A 23,120-nucleotide genomic window follows, 5' to 3' on the forward strand; every position below is an offset into this window, starting at 1 on the left:
CATGCCTGGTTCGCGGCTTGTCGGCGGTAGTGGCTGGCTTGGGCTCGAGCCTGATGGCGGCGTCGCCAGGCGGACCATCGTGCACGGGCCGGACGGCGAGCGTGGTGAACAGTCGCTGGATCTCGTTGCGAGTGAGCGGGATCAGCCCGTCCGGGGCGGGATGGCGGGCGCGTTCGTCGGCGCGGATGACGGCGAGGAAGGCGTGGGCGAGCATTGCGAGGGTGACCCAGCGAGACCACGAGGTGAAGCGGCGGACCTGGTGCTCGTCCAGTCCGGCCAGGCCCTTTCCAGACTGGAAGATCTCCTCCACCCGCCATCTGGACCCGGCGACCCGCACGAGCGTGGCCAAAGGCACCGGAGCTGGCGACCAGCAGCGGTAGTAGGCCCTTTCACCGGTGGTGCGGTTGCGGCGGATCAGCAGTTGGTGGCTGCCGGAGCGGGTTCGGCCAGGTCGATGACGGCCCAGTCGTAGAAGCGGTGCCCCTTGGCGCCGGGCCCCTGCCGACAGCTTCTGCCAGGCCCGCTTCGGCACCTTCACGGCCAGGGCATCTGCGCGGAACTTCCCCGCGCCGGTGGTGACTTCGTCCGAGCAGGCAACGGCGAGCACGTAGCCGACCTGGCGCTCTTCCAGCGCGGATCGCAGCTTGGGGTTGCCGCCGTAGACCTCGTCCCCCGCGACCCAGCCCACGCGGTGCCCGGCGTCAAGGAACCGGCCGATCATGCGGGCGGCCAGCTCCGGCTTGGTCGCGAAGACGGTGTCCTCGCCGAGTCCCGCCGCTCGGCAGCGGTCCGGGTCGCACGTCTACGAGCACGGGACGTACAGCTCGCGGTCGATCGCCGCATGTCCGCGGCGGCCTGCGTAGACGAGGTAGACAGCGACTTGCGCGTTTTCGATCCTCCCGGCCGTGCCGGTGTACTGGCGCTGGACACCGACGGTGTGCGTACCTTTCTTCACGTCCCCGGTCTCGTCGACGACCAGCACGGCATCGTCGTCGTGCATGTTCCAGCACGTACTCGCGCACGTCATCGCGTACCCGGTCGGCATCCCACTTGGCCCGGCCGAGCAGGTGCTGCATGCCGTCCGGGCCGGCCTGCCCGGCCCACTCGGCGATGCTCCAGCAGTTCTTGCGCGGCAGGTCCGACAGCAGCCCCATTACCAAGTCCCGCACCCAAAGCCGGGGTTCAACCCGCACGAACCGGCTCGCTATCCGGGACATCAGGACCTCGAACGCCTCTTGCCAGCGGGCAAGGGTCTACGCTGTGACCGACTTCGACGAGCGACGCCCGGTCGTGCCGCTGTCGGACGAGGAGTCATCCGGGTTTCAGGCGATGCAGGTCGTTGCGCCAGCGGGTGTCGACATCAGCGGCCTGGGCGTTGAAGTGGCAGTAGGCGCCCTGGAGGGATTGCCCTTCGAAGGAGTGCTGCGGTTCGCGTTCCCGCGTCCTGGCTTTACTCCGTGCACATGGCTGACCACCATGGCCCGGGACGACCTGATCGAGCTGGCGGGTGTGTTGTCTTCCGTGAAGCTCAGCGAGGTTGGAGAAGCCCTCCATGCCACTGGACAGAGGAGGGAGTGGACCCCGATGACGGCTGCCAGGTTCCACGAGATCAAAGATGCCCGCCGTCTCGAAGGACTCGAGTAGCGGACGCCTCTGCTACCCAGCTCGATCTCATCGACGACCGACGCCGGCCCCCTCTCCACCGCACTCCAGCAACAAGATCACGATCTACGGCTGGAGTACTAGGCGCAACCGAGCGCTTTTACTGTGGCCGGGAAGTAGGCGCGCATGAACTTCTCGATGTCGTTGCGGTGGGATTGGTCTGTCAGTTTCACCTGGGGGAGCTGGAAGGTAAGAGTAAAGTACCCACCAGCTTTGGTTTTGCAGACAGCTTGCGAAATCGCACCGTCAGTCCCGACAAGCGTTTTATAGGGGGCGCCATTCAAATAACGTGGCGCATTAACGCCGGAAACTTTTCCGGTATCTTTCGCCAGATACATGAGATCCGCTTCATCAGCGTCCCATGAGAATCGGAAGCGCATAGCCACGACATCCTGTACTAGGACGAGGCACGGAGCGGTAACCGCTTCAGAACGATCCACTCTGTCGTACTGACTCAACTTGCCAGTGGACGTCACGAGCGGGCGCGTGAGGTCGGGATCGACACGCGTTCCGCAGATTACTTCCGGAATTACCCGATCGGAGGATTCACCGCAGGAGACACTTACGGCCAGGAGTGGCAACACGACCAAGCCCACTGAGCGCCTGCACAGATGTGAGATCACTGTGGCTGCACTCCAGATACGCCCGTTGCGTGAGCCATACCGTCCTCGGCCGCCCCGCCGATCTCACTTTTAGCAGCATAGTCGAGAGTGCCGTCCCGTCTGTGCATCTTGGTCCATTCTCGGGCAAGCCCCATCAGTTGGCCGTTACGCGCATCAAAGGCGTCGATGTTTTTCTGAGATTGCTCCTCGTCCAACCGCTTCTGCTCGTCCGCCATCCACTTCCCCGTGACGTAATCGAACCCCTGCTGCACGTCATTGCTGACGACCGGGATGTAGCTGATCGCCTTGTCGAAGACCGGCTTCGCTTCGAAGGTGGCTGTTTTGGGGTCGCCCTGGGCCTGGATGCGGGCCTCTTCGAGGAAGCCGACGGTGCGGCCTGCGCGGAGCAGGGGTTCGGTGGACTTGGAGTGATCGTCGTGGATGCCCGAGACCATCGCCTGGTTCAAGCCGCCGTTGAGCGTGCCGTAGGCGTCCTTGTCCTTCGATACCTGCTTGGTCACCTCGAAGAGCTGGTCCTGGGGCAAAGGGGACTTGGCGATGTCGATTTCGCTCATCGAGGCGTGCACGGTCTCGCCGTGGTTGACCAGGATCGATGCCATGGGCTGCCGCAGGGACGGCGGGAATTTGTCGCCGCTGTCTGACAGGTGGCTGATCGCCGACCGGAGGATCGCGTCGTTCTGCTTGGTGTGGGGCACGTAGTGGGCGTGTCTGTCGGACGGGTCGATTCCCGTGGTCGCCGCCTGGAGCGCCCTGCCGAAGCCCGCTCGGTCGTCCGCGTCGAGGCCGGCCGCGTAGGTGCCGTTCTTGTCTCCCCCGTGCTCGTGCAGGACGACGTTCCAGTCCCGGTCCTTGACCAGGTACTTCATGCGGGCGTCCGAGCCGAGGTAGTCCGCGGCCGTGTGGGGGTCGTGGCTCATGATGTCCAGCGCGCCGTCCACCGGGTCGTTGGCGAACCAGCCGCCGTGCTTGCCGCTGTACTCGTGCTTCAGCTGCCAGATGCCCGGGTCCCGGCGCTCCGCCGCGATCATGTCGTCGGTCAGGTTCTCGAGCATCTTCGGCGCGTAGCCGTGGCCCTTGTGCATCAGGGTGACGAGGGACTGGTATCCCACCGCCTTGTCCATCCGTTCGCCCTGCGCGTCCGTGGCGTAGTGCTCGATGCCGGCGTGCCGCATGGAGGATCGCCAGTGCTTGTACCAGGGCGACTCCGTGTCCCTCGTCGCCGTCGCCACTGTGTCCGCGAGCCCCGACTCGATCGTCGAGTACGTGCCCGACCCCGGTCCGCCGCGCACGTGGATCAGGTCGTTGAGCTCGTTCGTCAGGGTGATCGTGCCCCCCGCGCCCAGGTCGTCCAGCAGGGTCCGGGAGAACGCCTCGTCGTCGGAGTTGTCGCGGAACGTCCGCTGCAGTTCGGTCAGTTCGCGTTGCGACAGGTGCTCTCCCCGGCTGAGCCTGCTGAGTGTCTCCTCCGCGGCCAGTGCCTCGTACTTCTCGATGTCCCCCAGCGCCCGGCCGTTGAATCCCCGGCCGCCGGCCAACGGGTCCGAGTCGACGACCACTGCCGCCAGAGCGGTCTCCACACCCGTGTCCGCGTCCGTCACGGCTCGTACCGCCGCGTCGACACGGTCCTGCCAGGACCGCACGGACGACTCGTCCGGTTCCTTCGCGTGCGCGGGGTCGGCGCTGACCCGGCCCCGGTCCGAGATCCGCATCCCGGCCGCCCGGGCCTCCTCGCGCGCCGCCGTGAGCCGGCCCTTCAGCTCCGTGAACTGGGCGTGGGCGTCGCGCAGCAGTGAGGCGATGGCCTTTGCCTCCGTCTGGGCGTACTGCAGTTCCTTGAGCGTGACGCCGAAGCGGCCGTGGGCCGCCTCCGCGCTCATCCCGCTCCAGGCGGGGCCCGTCGTGATGCGGTGGACGTCCCGGTGGTACGCCCGTTCCTGCTTCGCGAACTCCGTCGCCATGCCCTCCCAGCGCTCGGCTGCGCCGGTGAGCGTGGCGAGGTCGGTGCTCATGATCTCGTGGTAGGTCGGCATGCCCGGCCGTTCCCCCGTCAGTACAGGTCGAGCGCGGACGTGCGACGGAGTGCGGAGCCGGCTGCCACGTCCGAGCTGGTGAGGACCACGTTCGTACTGCACAGCGCGTCCTTCTCGGCACCCAGCCGGTCCATCAGGTTCCGCACCTGGTCGCCCCAGGTCGCGTGGGCCTTGCGCAGCGCCGCCGAGGTGAGCCAGCCGTGTCCGTCGCGCGCGCCGAAGGCCTTCACCGCCGCGCCGGTCTCTTCGTCCGCCCACTCGCCGGCCCGGCGGGTGTCCGGCTCGATGTGGTCGTTCAGCGCCTTGGCCGCCGCCCGTTTCTCGGCGGGGGTGGACGCCAGTCTCCCCGCGCCAGGGCCGTGGCCGTACCCGCCGTACCCTCCTGCCGGACCGTCCACCGCTCGCCCCTCGCCGTATCGACGTCCACCGCCGTTCCTTCAACCGGTGGACGCCGATCTTCGTCACGGGGGGTTTCGCACGCGCCGCGTTGACGTCGTCCGAGGTGGCACCGCCTCCCATCCGGCCCGCCACAGCGCCGGGACCGCCGGGGGCTCCCAGCCGGGCTGGGCCGTGTGGGTCTGCAGACAGACGTAGCCGCGGCCCGCGTAGGTGACCCGGTCGCCGGCCCGGTAGGCGGCGCCCGCGGCCCAGGTGCCGTCGGACGGCGGAGTCCCGGTCGGCGTGGGGCTCAGGCCGGGCGCCTGGGCGACGTCCAGCACGAAGTCGAAGGCCGCCTCGCGGCCGCCGTTGCCGTCGCGCACGGTCATCAGCAGCCGCGGATCGAAGATCGTGTCGGTGTTGTTGCGGGGTTCGTTCGGGAAGTACAGCTGTGTCGTCAGGACCGGGCGGCCCGGGGCCTGCACCTTGACGTGGATGTGCCGGGTGCGGCCGGGGTAGAGGCCGGGGACGGTCGTCGTCAGCGCGAAGGAGCCGCGCGAGTCGGTGTACTGGTGGCCGCGCAGCCGGAATCCGGTGTTGTCGTAGGCGCCGTCGTTGTCGGCCTGCCAGAAGTCCAGCAGGGCGCCGGCGACCGGGAGGCAGGCCCTGCCGAAGACGTATCCGGTCACGGTCAGCCGGGTGCCGGGCATCCCCGGCTCCAGCAGGCTGGTGCGCTGGGGCGAGTTCGGCTTGAAGTACGGGCCCTCGGTCTGCTCGGGCGTGGGGTCGTCGCCGTCGTCACAGGGCGGGGTGAGCGGCACCGCCGTGCCGGTGGCGGCGAAGGTGCGGGCCAGGGCCGGGCCGCCCGCGAACGCGACGGGGATCGCGGCGGTGGCCGCGAGCGCGGCGCGTAAAACGGTCTTGCGGGCGATGTGGCCGGGGCGCTCGGGGTGCGGGGAGTGCGTCTCGCTGTCCATGCCTGCTCCTTGTGGGGGGCGTCGGATCGGCAACGAACCTAGGCGCGCGTGCCCGGGGCTTCGATGGACTGGTGATGGGGACTGTGGTGCTTTCGCCAGTCTTCGAGGCTGCTGCCGGTCTCCCGCCGGAAGAAGCGGCAGAAGTAGGCGGGGTCGGTGATGCCGACGCGGACGGCGACCTGTCGTATCGGCAGGTCGGTGTGGGCCAGGAGGCGCTGGGCCTGGTAGACACGGGCCTCGATCAGCAGCCGGCCGGGGCTGCGGCCGGTGGCCGCGCGCACGGCAGACGCCCTCGAAGCCCTCGTCGACCATGCGCCGGATACCGGCCCGCCAGTACCGCCGGATCGCATCCGCGTTGCGGCGGTACGACCACTCGCCGGTGCCGCCGTAGAGGTCGTGGCCCGGCGTCGCGTGGCGGTTCCACTCCTCGATGCCGCGCATCATCGGGGCTTCGTGCGATGTGCCCATGACGACGCCGTAGTCGGCGGCCCGGCGGTGGTTCTCCGGGTCGTCCTCGGCGAAGGCCCGGCCCCACACCGCCGGCCAGAGGTGGTTGCCCTTCAGGCGCAGCAGCACCTCGAAGACCTTCGCGTAGAAGTCCGCGATGAAACCGCCGGGCTGCCCGGGCGCCTTGCCCGGGCCGAAGTACTCCGGGGCCCAGGTGCCGAGGGCCGGGTTCTCGTCGTTGATGAAAGTGCCCCGGTACCTCACCGCCGGGGTGCCCTGCGTGAACCGGCCCGGCCGCACCCACACCTGGTCGCGGCGCACCGGCAGCACGTCGTCCCACCAGTACCAGGGGCGAGACGCCGATGCCGTAGGAGACGTCGTACGCGCCGAAGATCGTGCCCCGCGGGTCGCTGCCCGCGATGACGAACGCCCGCTCCACCCCCGGCATCGGGTGGTCCACCACCGTCTGCAGCGAGGTCTCCCACCTGCCCCGCACCCCGGACACGTCGAGGCGGCCGCTCGCGATCAGGCCGTCGACGAGCGGGCTGCGGCCGATGGTGCCCACCAGGACCGGAGAGCGGGCGATCGTCGAACCGGGGCGCACGCCCGTGACCCGCTCGACGTCGTCGCGGAGGTCGCCCGCCACCCGGACGACTGAGGCGTGGTCCTCGGCGCTGACCACCACCGGGGCACCCACCAGCGAGAACGCCCCACCGGAGAAGGAGATGTACGACCCCGGGTCCGTGACCCGCGGTGCGGTGCCCTCCCCGGCCCGGGCCACCCCGGACGCCAGCACCGGCACGGCGGTGAGACCCGCCCCCAGCACAGTCCTGCGACGGACAGACATGCCTCACCCCTCCGACATCATTTGCCAAGCGGTATGACAAATGCTGGGGGCAGTGTCCCGAAGGGACAACGGGCCGGACGCGCCGAATACTTTCGTTACGGCACCGGCCGGGCGTGCCGTGGCCGTGACTCAGGGGCGGCCGGTCTCCGGGTCCGGGGGGATGAGGTTGCCGGCGGCGAGCACGTCACCACGGTCCGGTGAGCCCAGCGAGGCGCGCAGCTGCCCGACGCCGGGGTCGGAGAAGGAGACCGTCAGCGTGTAGGGCGGCTGCCCGGTGATGGTGTTGTGCGAGTCGATCGGCGCCTGCAGCTTCTTCATGACCTCGGCCCCGTCCTGTCCGGGGCACAGGGCGCGTACGGGAAGCACGACCTCGGCGCTTCCGCCGCTGCGGGCGCTGACGCGCATCTTGTGTCCGGGGCCCGTCGAGGCGGGCTCGCGCCAGGTGACCGGCAGGCCGTGCGCGCCGCCGACCAGTCCGTCCGGGCCCTCGATCTCCACCGCCACGCCATCCGCGCCGAGGGTCCGGGACAGCTCGAGGGGCTGCTTCCCGCCGGGGGTGAGGAGGAGGCCGATGGTGAAGCGGGCGGGGGTGCGGGGCCCCTGTTCGAACCCGTAGGCGCCGAGGACGAGCCGGGGGCCGGCCGGCGGCTCGTCCCGGGGCAGCGGGGCGACCGCGTCCGCGGGCAGCCGGAAGCGGTGGTAGCCCTCGGTCCCGCACCGGTCGCCGTCGGAGACACCGCCCCCGGGCAGGGCCACGGCCTTCGCCGGACCCGGGGCGAGCCGCCCCACCAGCGTGAACAGTCCCTGCTGGTAGCCCATGGCGATCACTACGGCGGCCACGGCCAGCCATGGGACCACCGCCCGCACCTTGTCGAGCACGGCAACCACCTCTGCGACAGCCGGCCCCCGGGCGGTCCGGTCGCATGATCATACGGCGGGAGACAGCGAAGAGGCCCGTACGACCGAAGTCGTACGGGCCTCTCCGACAGCTACCAGGTCAGAGACCGGGCCGGGTCAGTTCAAGATCACTTGTTGATCTTGGTGACCTGGCCGGCGCCCACGGTCCGGCCACCCTCACGGATGGCGAACTTCAGGCCCTCTTCCATGGCGACGGGCTGGATGAGCTCCACCTTCATCTCGGTGTTGTCACCCGGCATGACCATCTCGGTGCCCTCGGGGAGGGTCACGACGCCGGTCACGTCCGTCGTACGGAAGTAGAACTGCGGACGGTAGTTGTTGAAGAACGGCGTGTGGCGGCCACCCTCGTCCTTGGACAGGATGTAGGCCTGCGCCTCGAACTCGGTGTGCGGGGTGACCGAGCCCGGCTTGATGATGACCTGGCCGCGCTCGACGTCCTCGCGCTTGATGCCGCGGAGCAGCAGACCGACGTTCTCACCGGCCTGGCCCTCGTCGAGCAGCTTGCGGAACATCTCGATGCCGGTGACCGTGGTGGTGGTCTTCTCCTGCTTGATGCCCACGATGTCGACGGTCTCGTTGACCTTGAGGACACCACGCTCGATACGGCCGGTGACGACCGTACCGCGACCGGTGATCGTGAAGACGTCCTCGATCGGCATCAGGAACGGCTTGTCGACGTCACGCTCGGGCTGCGGGATGTTCTCGTCGACGGCCGTCATCAGGTCGAGGACGCTCTGGGTCCACGCGGGGTCGCCCTCCAGCGCCTTCAGCGCGGAGACCTTGACGACCGGCAGGTCGTCGCCCGGGAACTCGTACTCGGAGAGGAGCTCACGGACCTCGAGCTCGACGAGCTCCAGGATCTCCTCGTCGTCCACCATGTCGGCCTTGTTCAGGGCGACGACGATGTACGGAACGCCGACCTGGCGGGCCAGGAGCACGTGCTCCTTGGTCTGCGGCATCGGGCCGTCGGTGGCGGCGACCACCAGGATCGCGCCGTCCATCTGCGCGGCACCGGTGATCATGTTCTTGATGTAGTCCGCGTGACCCGGGCAGTCGACGTGGGCGTAGTGACGCGCCTCGGTCTGGTACTCGACGTGCGCGATGGAGATGGTGATACCGCGCTGACGCTCCTCGGGCGCCTTGTCGATGTTGTCGAACGCGGTGGCCTCGTTCAGGTCCGGGTACGCGTCGTGCAGCACCTTGGTAATGGCGGCCGTGAGGGTCGTCTTACCGTGGTCGATGTGACCGATGGTGCCGATGTTGACGTGCGGCTTAGTCCGCTCGAACTTCGCCTTCGCCACTGGGGTCCTCCTGGGAGTGGTTCTGGTACGCCTTACTTCATCGGCGCCAGGTGATCTTTGCTGTTAAGTCCCGGAACCCGGGGCATTCATCCTGGAATGAGGTGAATGCCCCTTGAGGCTCCGGAGTCAAGCCTAAGGCGTGAGAACGCGGAGCGTTACTCGCCCTTGGCCTTCGCGATGATCTCCTCGGCGACGTTCCGCGGAACCTCGGCGTAGGAGTCGAACTGCATCGAGTAGCTCGCGCGACCCGACGTCTTGCTGCGGAGGTCGCCGACGTAGCCGAACATCTCCGAAAGGGGCACGAGGCCCTTCACGACGCGGGCACCGGCCCGCTCCTCCATGGCCTGGATCTGGCCACGGCGGGAGTTGATGTCGCCGATGACCTCACCCATGTAGTCCTCGGGCGTGGTGACCTCGACGGCCATCATCGGCTCGAGCAGCACGGGGCTGGCCTTGCGCGCGGCCTCCTTGAAGGCCTGCGAACCGGCGATCTTGAAGGCGAGCTCGGAGGAGTCGACCTCGTGGTAGCCACCGTCGATGAGCGTGACGCGGACGCCCGTCATCTCGTAGCCGGCCAGGATGCCGAACTGCATGGCCTCCTGCGCACCGGCGTCGACCGAAGGGATGTACTCCTTCGGGATGCGGCCACCGGTCACCTTGTTCACGAACTCGTACGAGGCGTCGCCGCCCTCGATCGGCTCGATCGCGATCTGCACCTTGGCGAACTGACCGGTACCACCGGTCTGCTTCTTGTGGGTGTAGTCGACGCGCTCGACGGCCTTGCGGATCGTCTCGCGGTAGGCCACCTGCGGCTTGCCGACGTTGGCCTCGACCTTGAACTCACGGCGCATACGGTCGACCAGCACCTCGAGGTGCAGCTCGCCCATACCACCGATGATGGTCTGGCCGGTCTCCTCGTCCGAGTGGACCTGGAAGGACGGGTCCTCCTCGGCCAGGCGCTGGATCGCGACGCCCAGCTTCTCCTGGTCACCCTTCGACTTGGGCTCGATGGCGACCTGGATGACCGGCGCCGGGAAGTCCATGGACTCCAGGATGACCGGGTTCTTGTCGTCGGACAGCGTCTCACCGGTGGTGGTCTGCTTCAGGCCCATGACGGCGACGATGTCGCCGGCGCCCACCGACTCGATCTCCTCACGCTTGTTGGCGTGCATGCGGTAGATCTTGCCGATGCGCTCCTTCTTGCCCTTGACGGAGTTCAGCACCGAGGTGCCGGACTCCAGGCGGCCCGAGTAGACCCGGACGAAGGTGAGCTTGCCGAGGTGCGGGTCGCTCATGATCTTGAACGCCAGCGCGGACAGCGGCTCGTCGTCGGACGGCCGGCGCTTGACGACGACCTCGGGGTCCTTGACGTCGTGGCCCTCGATGGCCTCGATGTCGACCGGCGACGGCAGGTAGCGCACGACCGCGTCGAGCAGGGGCTGAACGCCCTTGTTCTTGAACGCGGTGCCACAGAACACCGGGGTCACGGTGGTGCCGGTGCCCTTGCCGGAGGCGATGGTGATACGACGGATCGCGGCGTACAGCTGCTCCACGGTGGGCTCCTGGCCCTCCAGGTACAGCTCCATGATCTCTTCGTCGTTCTCGGCCACGGCCTCGAGCAGCTTGCCGCGGTACTCCTCGGCAGCCTCGGCGTGCGTGTCCGGGATGTCGACGGTGTCGTACATCTCGCCCTTGGTGGCCTCGGCGGACCAGACCAGGGCCTTCATCGTCACGAGGTCGATGACGCCCTTGAAGTCGGCCTCGGCACCGATCGGCAGCTGCATCACGATCGGCTGAGCGCCCAGGCGGTCACTGATCATGTCGACGCAGCGGTGGAACTCGGCACCGGTCCGGTCGAGCTTGTTGACGAAGCAGATACGCGGGACGCCGTAGCGGTCCGCCTGACGCCACACCGTCTCGGACTGGGGCTCGACACCGGCGACGCCGTCGAACACCGTCACGGCACCGTCGAGCACGCGCAGGGAGCGCTCCACCTCGACGGTGAAGTCGACGTGACCCGGGGTGTCGATGATGTTGATGGTGTGATCGACGTCTTCGAGCGGCCAGTGACAGGTGGTGGCAGCAGAGGTGATCGTGATGCCACGCTCCTGCTCCTGCTCCATCCAGTCCATGGTGGCAGCGCCGTCGTGGACCTCACCGATCTTGTAAGACACACCGGTGTAGAACAGGATCCGCTCGGTGGTGGTCGTCTTGCCCGCGTCGATGTGGGCCATGATCCCGATGTTGCGGACCTTGGCCAGGTCAAGTGAAGTGGTAGCCATAAGGCTTCAGTCTTCTCTCGGTCTCGATGTGGGTAGCGACTACCAGCGGTAGTGCGCGAAGGCCTTGTTGGACTCGGCCATCTTGTGCGTGTCCTCGCGCTTCTTCACAGCGGCACCCAGGCCGTTGGAGGCGTCGAGAAGCTCGTTGAGCAGGCGCTCGGTCATGGTCTTCTCGCGACGGGCGCGGGAGTAGCCGACCAGCCAGCGGAGCGCCAGCGTGTTGGCGCGACCGGGCTTGACCTCGATCGGCACCTGGTAGGTGGCGCCACCGACACGGCGGGACTTGACCTCGAGGGTCGGCTTGATGTTCTCCAGCGCGCGCTTCAGCGTGATGACCGGGTCGTTGCTGGTCTTCTCGCGCAGGCCCTCCATGGCGCCGTACACGATGCGCTCGGCAGTGGAGCGCTTGCCGTTCAGCAGCACCTTGTTGATGAGGGAGGTCACCAGAGGAGAACCGTAGACCGGGTCGATGATGACCGGGCGCTTCGGGGCGGGGCCCTTACGAGGCATTCTTACTTCTCCTTCTTGGCGCCGTAGCGGCTGCGGGCCTGCTTGCGGTTCTTGACACCCTGGGTGTCGAGCGAGCCGCGGATGATCTTGTAGCGAACACCGGGCAGGTCCTTCACACGGCCGCCGCGCACGAGCACGATGGAGTGCTCCTGCAGGTTGTGTCCCTCACCCGGAATGTAAGCGGTGACCTCGATCCCGCTGGTCAGACGCACACGCGCGACCTTACGCAGGGCCGAGTTCGGCTTCTTCGGGGTGGTCGTGAACACACGCGTGCAGACGCCACGACGCTGAGGGGAACCCTCGAGTGCGGGCGTCTTGTTCTTCTCGACCTTGTCCTGCCGGCCCTTGCGGACCAGCTGCTGGATCGTAGGCACTACTTCTCCGGTTTCTGTGTGCCGATAGGTACAGCTAACCTGGAACGTCGCCGACCCACGCGGTCGGGTGTGTCGAATCCGCCGCGCTTCCGCCGCGAGGCGAGAAAGGCACGGATTACGGTGGCCGGTGTCGGCTCCGCGTGCGGTTGAAGGCACGCACGAAAGCCAGGGCACACCCCAGGCACAAGGTCTGAGCGTACCTACCGCACCCACTCCGGTCAAAACAAAGGCAACGGGACCGGGGCTCGGAGGGCTCCGGGGATCAGCGGCGCGACGTCGTCTCCCCCGCCGGCTCCGCCGTGTCGTGGCCCACGAAGTACGTCGGCCGGTTCTGTATGGCCGTGTATATGCGGGCCACGTACTCCCCCAGCAGCCCCACGCAGATCAGCTGCACCGCGCCGATGAACAGCACCCCGGTGAACAGCGAGGTCCAGCCCGGCACGGTGTGATCCAGGACGTGGGCGGAGAGCGTGTACACCATCAGCCCGAGGCAGACCAGGAAGGCGAAGCCGCCGAGCCAGGTGGCCAGCCGCAGCGGGGCCGCCGAGAAACCCGTGACGCTGTCGACGGCGAGCCGGATCATCCGGCCCAGCGGGTACTTGCTGCGGCCGGCCGTGCGCGGAGCGCGCTCGTAGGTCACCCGGCCGCTGGGGAAGCCCAGCCAGGGCACCAGCAGCCGGTAGACCCGCTGCTGGTCGGGCAGCGCCTTCAGCGCCTCCACGGCGGCCCGGCTGAGCAGCCGGAAGTCGCCCGCCTGCGCGGGCACGGAGGGGCCCGCGAGGCGGCGCACCAGCCGGTAGTAGAGCCCCGCTGTCCACCGCTTGAAGCCGGTGTCGCTGGCCCGGTCGGCGCGGATGCCGTACACGATGTCCAGCCCCTCGGCGCGGGCCAGTGCCAGCATCTCGGGGATCTTCTCGGGCGGGTCCTGCAGATCCGCGTCGAGGCTGGCCACGTAGGCGCCGACGGCCCGGTCGAGGCCGGCGGTCAGGGCGGCCTGATGGCCCGAGTTGCGGCGCAGGCCGATCACCCGCAGTTCCGGCCAGCCGAGCCGGAAGGCCGCGAGCAGCTCGCCGGTGCCGTCGGTGCTGCCGTCGTCGACGGCGACCAGCTCGTACGGCACGCCGAGGCCCCCCAGGACCGGGCGCAGCCGGCTGACGAGGGCGGGCAGCGCCTCGGCCTCGTTGAACATGGGTACGACGACGGACAGCTCGATCGCCGGGTCCGCTCCACCGGTCACCCGCTTCTCCCCCCTTCGCCCCGCACATGCGACGCTTTGGCCACACACAAGTGATCCTTGTGTGCTGTTGTGACTGACACTTCACGACCCCCCGGGCAGCGGAACCCCTCCGGCCCCGGCGGTCGGCCGAGGGGGGAGACCGCAGGGATGAGCACGGCTTCCGGCGACATCGAGGCGGACACCGTCCTGCCCAGGGAACAGTCCGGCACTCCGCGCCCGAGCCGCCGGCTCACGCTGCCGCCGGGTGCGCGGCCGTACGTGGCTCCACTCGTCCTGTACTGCGTCACGAAGCTCGTGGGCCTCACCATATTCGCCTGGCTGCTGGAGCATGCGGGCGACTACCGCAGGAAGGACCCGCGGTTCGGCGGCGGCGCCCACTGGTGGGACGTGCTGTCCACCTGGGACGGCTGGTGGTATCTGCAGGTCGCCGGGCACGGGTACGACCCGAGACCGCTGGAACCGCTGCCCGGGGGCGGGCTCTTCACCGTCAAGCAGAACTCGGTCGCGTTCTTCCCGCTCTACCCCGGGCTGATCCGCACCGTCTCCGAGACGACCGGGCTCGGCCTGTACGGCTCCGCGATCCTCGTGTCGGTCCTGGCCTCCCTGGTGGCGGCGGCCGGCATCTACGCGGTCGTCTCGGCGCTCGCCGGGGTGCGGGCGGGCACCATCGCCGCCGGGCTGTGGGCCGTCGTGCCCGGGGCCGGCGTCGAGTGGGCCGTGTACTCGGAGTCCCTGTTCGTCGCCATCGCGGCCTGGACCTGCTACAGCGTCATGCGGGGCCGCTGGGTCGCCGCGGGCCTGCTGGCCTTCCTGGCGGGCCTGAACCGGCCCACCTCGGCGGCCCTCATCGGCGCGGTGGGGCTGGCCGCCCTGGTCACCGTCCTGCGGCGGGACGGCCGACGGGAGCACGGGGTCGCCCAGCCGGTCTTCGCCATGGTCGCGGCGCCGCTCGGCCTGCTCACCTACGTCGCGTGGGTCGGGTGGAGCATGGGCGACCTCACCGCCTACTTCACGCTCCAGCGCGAGGGCTGGGCGCACTACTTCGACTGGGGTTCGTACACGGCGGACGTCCTCGGCAACGTCGCCGTCGGGCACAACGACTACCTCTTCGCCTTCTCCACGCCCGATCTCCTCGGCGTCCAGCTCGTCATCGCGCTGCCCTTCCTGATCGCGCTGATGCTGCGCCGGAAGCCGCCTCTGGTGCTGGTCGCCTACACCCTGGCCGGCATCGTCACCGTCCTGGGCACCCAGCAGATGTTCGGCAACACCTCCCGCTATCTGCTGCCCTCCTTTCCGCTGCTCCTGGCGCCGGCGGCCGCCCTGAGCCGCCTGAAGTGGCCCGGCCTCACCGTCTTCTTCACGACGACGGCGGTGGCGTCGGGCTGGTACGCGCACTACGTGATCTTCGAGCTGGGCATCCCCTAGACGGCAGGCGTCCGCGCAAACGCCGAAGGGCGGTCACCCCGAGTCGGGGTGACCGCCCTTCAGTTCATGTCAACCACTCACTGGTTGTACGGACCGTAGTCGTAGTCCTCCAGCGGAACGGCCTGGCCGGAGCCGGTACCGAACGGCGAGTAGTCGATGTCGTCGTAGCCGACGGCCGAGTACATCGCGGCCTTGGCCTCCTCGGTGGGCTCCACCCGGATGTTGCGGTAGCGGGACAGACCCGTACCGGCCGGGATGAGCTTACCGATGATGACGTTCTCCTTGAGGCCGATGAGGCTGTCGGACTTGGCGTTGATCGCCGCGTCCGTCAGGACTCGGGTCGTCTCCTGGAAGGAGGCGGCCGACAGCCAGGATTCCGTCGCCAGCGAGGCCTTGGTGATACCCATCAGCTGCGGACGACCGGAGGCCGGGTGACCGCCCTCCTGGACCACACGACGGTTCTCGGTCTCGAACTTCGAGCGCTCGACCAGCTCGCCGGGCAGCAGCTCGGCGTCGCCCGACTCGATGATCGTCACACGGCGCAGCATCTGCCGGATGATGATCTCGATGTGCTTGTCGTGGATCGACACACCCTGCGAGTTGTAGACCTTCTGGACCTCGCCGACCAGGTGGACCTGGACGGCACGCTGACCCAGGATGCGCAGCACGTCGTGCGGGTTGGTGGCACCCACGGTGAGCTGCTGGCCCACCTCGACGTGGTCGCCCTCCTTGACCAGGACCTTGGCACGCTTCGAGATCGGGAACGCCGTCTCGTCGCTGCCGTCGTCCGGGGTGACGACGATCTTCTTGGTCTTCTCGGTCTCCTCGATCCGCACGCGGCCGTTGGCCTCGGAGATCGGGGCGACACCCTTCGGGGTACGGGCCTCGAAGAGCTCGACGACACGGGGCAGACCCTGGGTGATGTCGTCACCGGCCACACCACCGGTGTGGAAGGTACGCATCGTCAGCTGGGTACCGGGCTCACCGATGGACTGGGCGGCGATGATGCCGACCGCCTCACCGATGTCGACCAGCTTGCCGGTGGCCAGCGAACGGCCGTAGCACATGGCGCAGGTGCCGACGTGCGACTCGCAGGTCAGGATCGAGCGGGTCTTGACCTCCTCGATGCCGTGGTGCACGAGCTGGTCGATGAGCACGTCGCCCAGGTCCACGTTGGCCGGCGCGATCACCTTGCCGTCGATGACGACGTCCTCGGCGAGCATGCGGGCGTAGACGCTGGTCTCGACGTCGTCCGCCTTGCGCAGCACACCGTCGGCACCGCGGTTGGCGATCCGCAGCTTCAGACCGCGCTCGGTGCCGCAGTCCTCCTCGCGGATGATGACGTCCTGGGAGACGTCCACCAGACGACGGGTCAGGTAACCCGAGTCGGCGGTACGCAGGGCGGTGTCCGCCAGACCCTTACGGGCACCGTGCGTGGAGATGAAGTACTCCAGCACGGACAGGCCCTCACGGAAGGACGCCTTGATCGGACGCGGGATGGTCTCGTTCTTCGCGTTCGACACCAGACCACGCATACCGGCGATCTGCCGCATCTGCATCATGTTTCCTCGGGCACCCGAGTCAACCATCATGAAGATGGGGTTCGTCTTGGGGAAGTTCTCGTTCATCGCCTCGGCGACCTCATTGGTCGCCTTGGTCCAGATCGCGATGAGCTCCTGAGTGCGCTCTTCCTTGGTGATCAGACCGCGCTCGTACTGCTTCTGGACCTTCTCGTCCTGCGCCTCGTAGCCGCGGACGATCTCCTTCTTCGCCTCGGGAACGACGACGTCGGAGATGGCCACGGTGACACCGGAACGGGTCGCCCAGAAGAAGCCGGCCGCCTTCAGGTTGTCGAGCGTCGCCGCCACGATGACCTTGGGGTAGCGCTCGGCCAGGTCGTTGACGATCTCGGAGAGCTGCTTCTTGCCCACCGAGTAGTCGACGAACGGGTAGTCCTCGGGCAGCAGCTCGTTGAAGAGCGCGCGGCCCAGGGTGGTGCGCAGGCGGAACGAGTCACCCTGCTGCCACTCGGGCTCGCCCTCCTCGCGCGCCGGCGGGGTCCAGCCACGCGGCGGGATGGTGCCCACCGGGAAGCGGATGTCGATCGGCGACTGCAGCGCGAGCTCACCGGCGTCGAAGGCCATGATCGCCTCGGCCGTGGAGCCGAACGCGCGGCCCTCGCCCTTGGTGTCACGCAGCTCGCCGTCGGTGGTGAGGAAGAACAGACCGAGGACCATGTCCTGGGTCGGCATCGTCACCGGACGGCCGTCGGCCGGCTTGAGGATGTTGTTCGAGGACAGCATCAGGATGCGGGCCTCGGCCTGCGCCTCCGCGGACAGCGGCAGGTGCACGGCCATCTGGTCACCGTCGAAGTCCGCGTTGAACGCGGTGCAGACGAGCGGGTGGATCTGGATGGCCTTGCCCTCGACCAGCTGCGGCTCGAAGGCCTGGATGCCGAGGCGGTGCAGGGTGGGAGCACGGTTCAGCAGAACCGGGTGCTCGGCGATGACCTCTTCGAGGACGTCGTACACGACCGTGCGGCCGCGCTCCACCATGCGCTTGGCGCTCTTGATGTTCTGCGCGTGGTTCAGGTCGACCAGGCGCTTCATCACGAACGGCTTGAAGAGCTCCAGCGCCATGGCCTTGGGCAGACCGCACTGGTGCAGCTTGAGCTGCGGGCCGACGACGATGACGGAACGCGCCGAGTAGTCGACTCGCTTGCCGAGCAGGTTCTGACGGAAACGACCCTGCTTGCCCTTCAGCATGTCGCTGAGGGACTTCAGCGGGCGGTTGCCGGGACCGGTGACCGGACGGCCACGACGGCCGTTGTCGAAGAGGGCGTCAACAGCCTCCTGAAGCATGCGCTTCTCGTTGTTGACGATGATCTCCGGGGCACCGAGGTCCAGGAGCCTCTTCAGACGGTTGTTCCGGTTGATCACACGGCGGTACAGGTCGTTCAGGTCGGAGGTCGCGAAGCGGCCACCGTCCAGCTGCACCATCGGACGCAGGTCCGGCGGGATGACCGGGACGCAGTCCAGGACCATGCCCTTGGGGCTGTTCGAGGTCTGCAGGAACGCGGAGACGACCTTCAGGCGCTTGAGCGCACGGGTCTTCTTCTGGCCCTTGCCGGTGCGGATGATCTCGCGGAGGCGCTCGGCCTCCTCGTCGAGGTCGAAGGACTCCAGGCGCTTCTGCAGCGCCGCGGCACCCATCGAACCGTCGAAGTACGTGCCGAAGCGGTCACGCAGCTCGCGGTAGAGCAGCTCGTCGCCCTCGAGGTCCTGGACCTTGAGGTTCTTGAACCGGGTCCACACCTCGTCCAGGCGGTCGATCTCGCGCTGCGCGCGGTCGCGCAGCTGCTTCATCTCGCGCTCGGCACCCTCGCGCACCTTGCGGCGCACGTCGGCCTTGGCACCCTCGGCCTCGAGCTCGGCCAGGTCGGTCTCGAGCTTCTTGGCGCGGGCCTCGAGGTCGGCGTCGCGGCGGTTCTCGATCTGCTGGCGCTCGACCGAGACGTGCGCCTCCAGGGAGGGCAGGTCGCGGGTACGGCGCTCCTCGTCGACGTACGTGATCATGTACGCCGCGAAGTAGATGACCTTCTCGAGGTCCTTCGGCGCCAGGTCCAGCAGGTAGCCGAGGCGCGAGGGGACACCCTTGAAGTACCAGATGTGGGTGACGGGCGCGGCCAGCTCGATGTGGCCCATCCGCTCACGGCGCACCTTGGCGCGCGTGACCTCGACGCCACAGCGCTCGCAGATGATGCCCTTGAAGCGGACGCGCTTGTACTTGCCGCAGTAGCACTCCCAGTCCCGGGTCGGACCGAAGATCTTCTCGCAGAAGAGTCCGTCCTTCTCGGGCTTGAGGGTGCGGTAGTTGATGGTCTCGGGCTTCTTGACCTCGCCGTGGCTCCACTGACGGATGTCGTCAGCGGTGGCCAGGCCGATCCGGAGCTCGTCGAAGAAGTTGACGTCGAGCACTATGCGTCAATCCCTCTCAGGGTCGTAAGTCTGTGGTCTGAAACGGGGGCCTGGGGGTCGGCGGGGGCCTCACACGGTGGCGAGGCCCCTACCGGACTCCCGTCAGACCTCTTCGACGCTGCTCGGCTCGCGCCGGGACAGGTCGATGCCGAGCTCCTCCGCAGCGCGGAAGACATCCTCGTCGGTGTCGCGCATCTCGATGGACATACCGTCGCTGGACAGCACCTCCACGTTCAGGCAGAGCGACTGCATCTCCTTGATGAGCACCTTGAAGGACTCGGGGATGCCGGGCTCGGGAATGTTCTCGCCCTTGACGATGGCCTCGTAGACCTTCACGCGGCCGGTGACGTCGTCGGACTTGATGGTCAGCAGCTCCTGGAGGGCGTACGCGGCGCCGTAGGCCTCAAGGGCCCACACCTCCATCTCACCGAACCGCTGGCCACCGAACTGGGCCTTACCGCCCAGCGGCTGCTGGGTGATCATCGAGTACGGGCCGGTCGAACGGGCGTGCAGCTTGTCGTCGACCAGGTGGTGCAGCTTCAGGATGTACATGTAGCCGACCGAGATCGGGTCCGGGAACGGCTCACCGCTGCGGCCGTCGAACAGCCGCGCCTTGCCGGTCGGGAGCACCATGCGCTCGCCGTCCCGGTTCGGGATGGTGTGCTGCAGCAGACCCGCCAGCTCGTCCTCGCGCGCACCGTCGAACACCGGGGTGGCGACGTTGGTGCCCGGAGCGACCGAGTCGGCGCCGATCGCCTGGAGGCGCTGGGCCCACTCGTCCGCGAGGCCGGAGACGTCCCAGCCGCGGCTGGCGAGCCAGCCGAGGTGGATCTCCAGAACCTGTCCCGGGTTCATTCGGGACGGCACACCCAGCGGGTTGAGGATGATGTCGACCGGGGTGCCGTCCTCCAGGAACGGCATGTCCTCGATCGGGTTGATCTTGGAGATGACACCCTTGTTGCCGTGGCGGCCGGCGAGCTTGTCACCGTCGGTGATCTTGCGCTTCTGCGCGACGTAGACGCGCACCAGCTGGTTCACACCGGGGGGAAGCTCGTCGCCCTCCTCGCGGTCGAAGACGCGGACGCCGATGACCTTGCCGATCTCGCCGTGCGGGACCTTCAGCGAGGTGTCACGGACCTCACGGGCCTTCTCACCGAAGATCGCGCGCAGCAGACGCTCCTCCGGCGTCAGCTCGGTCTCGCCCTTGGGCGTGACCTTGCCGACGAGGATGTCGCCGGCGACGACCTCGGCACCGATACGGATGATGCCGCGCTCGTCGAGGTCGGCGAGGACCTCCTCGGAGACGTTCGGGATGTCCCGGGTGATCTCCTCCGGGCCGAGCTTGGTGTCACGGGCGTCGACCTCGTGCTCCTCGATGTGGATCGAGGAGAGGACGTCGTCCTGCACGAGGCGCTGCGACAGGATGATCGCGTCCTCGTAGTTGTGACCCTCCCACGGCATGAACGCCACGAGCAGGTTCTTGCCGAGGGCCATCTCGCCGTTCTCGGTGGCCGGACCGTCGGCGAGCACCTGGCCCGTGATGATCCGGTCGCCCTCGTCGACGACCACCTTCTGGTTGACCGAGGTGCCCTGGTTGGACCGGGAGAACTTGTGCAGGCGGTACGTGATGTACGTGCCGTCGTCGTTCGCGGTGGTGATGTAGTCCGCGGAGACCTCCTGGACCACACCGTCCTTCTCGGCCTTGACCACGTCGCCGGCGTCGACGGCGGAGCGGTACTCCATGCCGGTGCCGACGAGCGGGGACTCGGACTTGATCAGCGGCACGGCCTGACGCATCATGTTCGCGCCCATGAGGGCACGGTTGGCGTCGTCGTGCTCGAGGAACGGGATCATGGCGGTCGCGACCGACACCATCTGGCGCGGCGAGACGTCCATGTAGTCCACGTCGTCACCGGCGACGTAGTCGACCTCGCCGCCACGGCGGCGGACCAGGACGCGGTTCTCGGCGAAGCGCATGTCGTCCGAGAGCGTGGCGTTGGCCTGCGCGATGACGAAGCGGTCCTCCTCGTCGGCGGTCAGGTAGTCGACCTCGTCGGTGACCTGGCCCTCGACGACCTTGCGGTACGGCGTCTCGACGAAACCGAACGCGTTGACCCGGCCGTAGGAGGCGAGCGAGCCGATCAGACCGATGTTCGGGCCTTCGGGCGTCTCGATCGGGCACATGCGGCCGTAGTGCGACGGGTGCACGTCACGGACCTCGAAGCCGGCCCGCTCACGGGAGAGACCACCCGGGCCAAGAGCCGACAGACGGCGCTTGTGGGTGAGACCCGACAGCGGGTTGTTCTGGTCCATGAACTGCGACAGCTGGCTGGTGCCGAAGAACTCCTTGATGGAGGCGACGACCGGCCGGATGTTGATCAGGGTCTGCGGCGTGATCGCCTCGACGTCCTGGGTCGTCATGCGCTCGCGCACGACGCGCTCCATACGGGCGAGACCCGTACGGACCTGGTTCTGGATCAGCTCGCCGACGCTGCGCAGACGACGGTTGCCGAAGTGGTCGATGTCGTCCGTCTCGACGACGATCGTGCCACCGTTGTCACCGGAGGTCTCGGTCTCGCCGGCGTGCAGCTTCACCAGGTACTTGATCGTCGAGATGACGTCCTCGACGGTCAGGACACCCGCGTCCAGCGGAGCGTCCGCACCCAGCTTCTTGTTGACCTTGTAGCGGCCGACCTTGGCGAGGTCGTAGCGCTTGGGGTTGAAGTAGAGGTTCTCGAGCAGCGTCTGCGCGGCCTCACGCGTGGGGGGCTCGCCCGGACGCAGCTTGCGGTAGATGTCCAGCAGCGCGTCGTCCTGGCCCTGGGTGTGGTCCTTCTCCAGGGTGGCGCGCATCGACTCGTACTCGCCGAACTCCTCGAGGATCTGCTCGGTCGTCCAGCCGAGCGCCTTCAGCAGTACGGTGACCGACTGCTTGCGCTTGCGGTCGATGCGGACACCGACCATGTCACGCTTGTCGATCTCCATCTCCAGCCAGGCACCCCGGGACGGGATGATCTTGGCGGAGAAGATGTCCTTGTCGGACGTCTTGTCGATGGAGGAGTCGAAGTAGACACCGGGGGAACGGACCAGCTGCGACACCACGACACGCTCGGTGCCGTTGATGACGAAAGTGCCCTTGTTCGTCATGAGCGGGAAGTCGCCCATGAAGACCGTCTGGGACTTGATCTCACCGGTCTCGTTGTTGGTGAACTCGGCGGTGACGAAGAGGGGGGCCGCGTACGTGAAGTCGCGGTCCTTGCACTCGTCGATGGAGTTCTTCGGCGGCTCGAAGCGGTGGTCCCGGAACGTCAGGGACATCGACCCGGAGAAGTCCTCGATCGGGGAGATCTCCTCGAAGATCTCCTCCAGACCGGACTTGGTGGGGACGTCCTGACCGTTCTCAAGAGCCTCCTCGACCCGACTCTGCCAAGCGGTGTTGCCGAGCAGCCAGTCAAAGCTCTCGGTCTGCAGCGCGAGCAGGTTCGGAACCTCGAGAGGCTCCTTGATCTTTGCAAAGGAGATGCGCAGCGGGGCGGTGCTGGCGCCGTTGTTCGTATTCGCGGTCGAGGCGTTGCGCGAGGCGGCCAAGAGGGGGTCCTTCCGAGGGCTCGGACTCACTACGCGCGTACCGGCCCCTCTCCCAGACACAGAGACGGAAACCCCAGGTCAGGGGAGCTTCGGTCATCGGTGCTCGAGTGAGGGCAGACCCCTGGTGACGGGCAGGGGAAGCTAACAGGCAGCGCAAAGGGTCAGTGTAGCCACTTGGCACACTGATGTCCAGCTCGGGTTTTTCGAGACCCTCGTCGTGCTCAACGCCTTCGTCAACAACGCCCTCGGCTTGTCCGCCCTCAACGCACGTTGATCCCTCAACGCACGTTGATACTGCCCTCTTCGCCGTCGATCCATGCCTCGGATTCGGATCCTTGTGACGACGCGTCCTGAGAATTGCGCGCTGCGTGCGGTTCGTCAAGGCCCCCCAGCCCAAACGAGGCCGTCCGGAGACAGAACGAAGATCACCATACCCCTCGCCGGGGCGAGTTCAAGGCGACCCGGGCCACCCTCCGCATACGCCGAAGAGCGACCACCCGGATGGATGATCGCTCTTCGGTGCGTTCGCGTTACAGCCCCTTGA

General features: G+C 67.7%; 14 protein-coding genes and 3 pseudogenes. 2 read left to right on the forward strand and 15 right to left on the reverse strand.

Translation table 11 applies throughout. From position 1 onward, the window contains the following. Positions 1 to 190: 190 nt before the first annotated feature. Positions 191 to 1,217 (reverse strand): annotated as a pseudogene (locus ABZ478_RS23255) (IS701 family transposase); the annotation flags it as partial. On the opposite strand from ABZ478_RS23255, the gene ABZ478_RS23260 reads away from it, so the two are divergent. Continuing rightward, positions 1,216 to 1,644, forward strand: coding sequence for a type II toxin-antitoxin system PemK/MazF family toxin (locus tag ABZ478_RS23260; RefSeq protein WP_359552596.1), 429 nt, complete (start codon positions 1,216 to 1,218; stop codon positions 1,642 to 1,644). The pseudogene ABZ478_RS23255 and the gene ABZ478_RS23260 sit on opposite strands and share 2 nt — an antisense overlap. A gap of 98 nt (positions 1,645 to 1,742) precedes the next feature. Here the strand turns inward: ABZ478_RS23260 and ABZ478_RS23265 are convergent, their stop codons facing one another. The 12 genes and pseudogenes from ABZ478_RS23265 to ABZ478_RS23320 all read right to left on the reverse strand — a co-directional run bounded on the left by ABZ478_RS23265 (position 1,743) and on the right by ABZ478_RS23320 (position 13,586). Then, complete coding sequence (locus tag ABZ478_RS23265) at positions 1,743 to 2,042, reverse strand: hypothetical protein (RefSeq protein ID WP_359552378.1); 300 nt, start codon at positions 2,040 to 2,042, stop codon at positions 1,743 to 1,745. Between the two features lie 239 nt (positions 2,043 to 2,281). Continuing rightward, positions 2,282 to 4,315 carry a hypothetical protein gene (locus ABZ478_RS23270; protein ID WP_359552380.1) on the reverse strand — a complete coding sequence of 678 codons (2,034 nt, stop codon included), beginning with the start codon at positions 4,313 to 4,315 and terminating at the stop codon, positions 2,282 to 2,284. Positions 4,316 to 4,332: 17 nt separating this feature from the next. Continuing rightward, a complete protein-coding gene (locus tag ABZ478_RS23275) occupies positions 4,333 to 4,713 on the reverse strand; it encodes a hypothetical protein (protein WP_359552382.1) in 381 nt (126 codons plus the stop codon). Positions 4,714 to 4,776: 63 nt separating this feature from the next. Then, on the reverse strand, positions 4,777 to 5,670 hold the full coding sequence (locus tag ABZ478_RS23280) for a carbohydrate-binding protein (RefSeq protein ID WP_359552597.1): 894 nt from the start codon (positions 5,668 to 5,670) through the stop codon (positions 4,777 to 4,779). A 38-nt stretch (positions 5,671 to 5,708) separates the two neighbouring features. Next, positions 5,709 to 5,954 (reverse strand): annotated as a pseudogene (locus ABZ478_RS23285) (helix-turn-helix domain-containing protein); the annotation flags it as partial. Position 5,955: 1 nt separating this feature from the next. Continuing rightward, a pseudogene (locus ABZ478_RS23290) lies at positions 5,956 to 6,964 on the reverse strand (glycosyl hydrolase 115 family protein); the annotation flags it as partial. A 129-nt stretch (positions 6,965 to 7,093) separates the two neighbouring features. Further along, positions 7,094 to 7,843, reverse strand: a complete 750-nt coding sequence (locus ABZ478_RS23295) for a hypothetical protein (protein ID WP_359552384.1) — start codon at positions 7,841 to 7,843, stop codon at positions 7,094 to 7,096. A 146-nt stretch (positions 7,844 to 7,989) separates the two neighbouring features. Further along, positions 7,990 to 9,183, reverse strand: a complete 1,194-nt coding sequence (gene tuf, locus ABZ478_RS23300) for an elongation factor Tu (protein WP_359552386.1) — start codon at positions 9,181 to 9,183, stop codon at positions 7,990 to 7,992. 155 nt (positions 9,184 to 9,338) lie between these two features. Then, positions 9,339 to 11,465, reverse strand: coding sequence for an elongation factor G (gene fusA, locus ABZ478_RS23305; RefSeq protein WP_359552388.1), 2,127 nt, complete (start codon positions 11,463 to 11,465; stop codon positions 9,339 to 9,341). A 39-nt stretch (positions 11,466 to 11,504) separates the two neighbouring features. Continuing rightward, the gene (gene rpsG / locus ABZ478_RS23310; protein WP_005481264.1) at positions 11,505 to 11,975 is read right to left on the reverse strand and encodes a 30S ribosomal protein S7; all 471 of its coding nucleotides are present in this window, start codon (positions 11,973 to 11,975) and stop codon (positions 11,505 to 11,507) included. A 2-nt stretch (positions 11,976 to 11,977) separates the two neighbouring features. Then, on the reverse strand, positions 11,978 to 12,349 hold the full coding sequence (gene rpsL / locus ABZ478_RS23315) for a 30S ribosomal protein S12 (RefSeq protein WP_003948652.1): 372 nt from the start codon (positions 12,347 to 12,349) through the stop codon (positions 11,978 to 11,980). A 262-nt stretch (positions 12,350 to 12,611) separates the two neighbouring features. After that, entirely contained in the window at positions 12,612 to 13,586 is a 975-nt protein-coding gene (locus ABZ478_RS23320; RefSeq protein WP_359552390.1) for a glycosyltransferase family 2 protein, read from the reverse strand. A 147-nt stretch (positions 13,587 to 13,733) separates the two neighbouring features. On the opposite strand from ABZ478_RS23320, the gene ABZ478_RS23325 reads away from it, so the two are divergent. Continuing rightward, complete coding sequence (locus tag ABZ478_RS23325) at positions 13,734 to 15,011, forward strand: hypothetical protein (protein ID WP_359552392.1); 1,278 nt, start codon at positions 13,734 to 13,736, stop codon at positions 15,009 to 15,011. 77 nt (positions 15,012 to 15,088) lie between these two features. Here ABZ478_RS23325 and ABZ478_RS23330 read toward each other — a convergent pair whose 3' ends face one another. Further along, positions 15,089 to 18,988 (reverse strand): DNA-directed RNA polymerase subunit beta', encoded by a 3,900-nt coding sequence (locus ABZ478_RS23330; protein WP_359552394.1) that lies wholly within the window; start codon positions 18,986 to 18,988, stop codon positions 15,089 to 15,091. A gap of 102 nt (positions 18,989 to 19,090) precedes the next feature. Then, the gene (rpoB, locus tag ABZ478_RS23335; protein ID WP_359552396.1) at positions 19,091 to 22,576 is read right to left on the reverse strand and encodes a DNA-directed RNA polymerase subunit beta; all 3,486 of its coding nucleotides are present in this window, start codon (positions 22,574 to 22,576) and stop codon (positions 19,091 to 19,093) included. Positions 22,577 to 23,120 lie beyond the last annotated feature (544 nt).

The sequence above is a fragment of the Streptomyces sp. NPDC005706 genome, assembly GCF_040631045.1.
GTDB lineage: Bacteria > Actinomycetota > Actinomycetes > Streptomycetales > Streptomycetaceae > Streptomyces.

What these genes read in the sequence shown, in the direction of transcription:
- ABZ478_RS23265 (WP_359552378.1), bottom strand. Translation starts at nt 2,042, where the DNA reads ATGCGCTTCCGATTCTCATGGGACGCTGATGAAGCGGATCTCATGTAT.
- fusA (WP_359552388.1), bottom strand. Translation starts at nt 11,465, where the DNA reads ATGGCTACCACTTCACTTGACCTGGCCAAGGTCCGCAACATCGGGATC.
- rpsG (WP_005481264.1), bottom strand. Translation starts at nt 11,975, where the DNA reads ATGCCTCGTAAGGGCCCCGCCCCGAAGCGCCCGGTCATCATCGACCCG.
- ABZ478_RS23280 (WP_359552597.1), bottom strand. Translation starts at nt 5,670, where the DNA reads ATGGACAGCGAGACGCACTCCCCGCACCCCGAGCGCCCCGGCCACATC.
- ABZ478_RS23325 (WP_359552392.1), top strand. Translation starts at nt 13,734, where the DNA reads ATGAGCACGGCTTCCGGCGACATCGAGGCGGACACCGTCCTGCCCAGG.
- ABZ478_RS23270 (WP_359552380.1), bottom strand. Translation starts at nt 4,315, where the DNA reads ATGCCGACCTACCACGAGATCATGAGCACCGACCTCGCCACGCTCACC.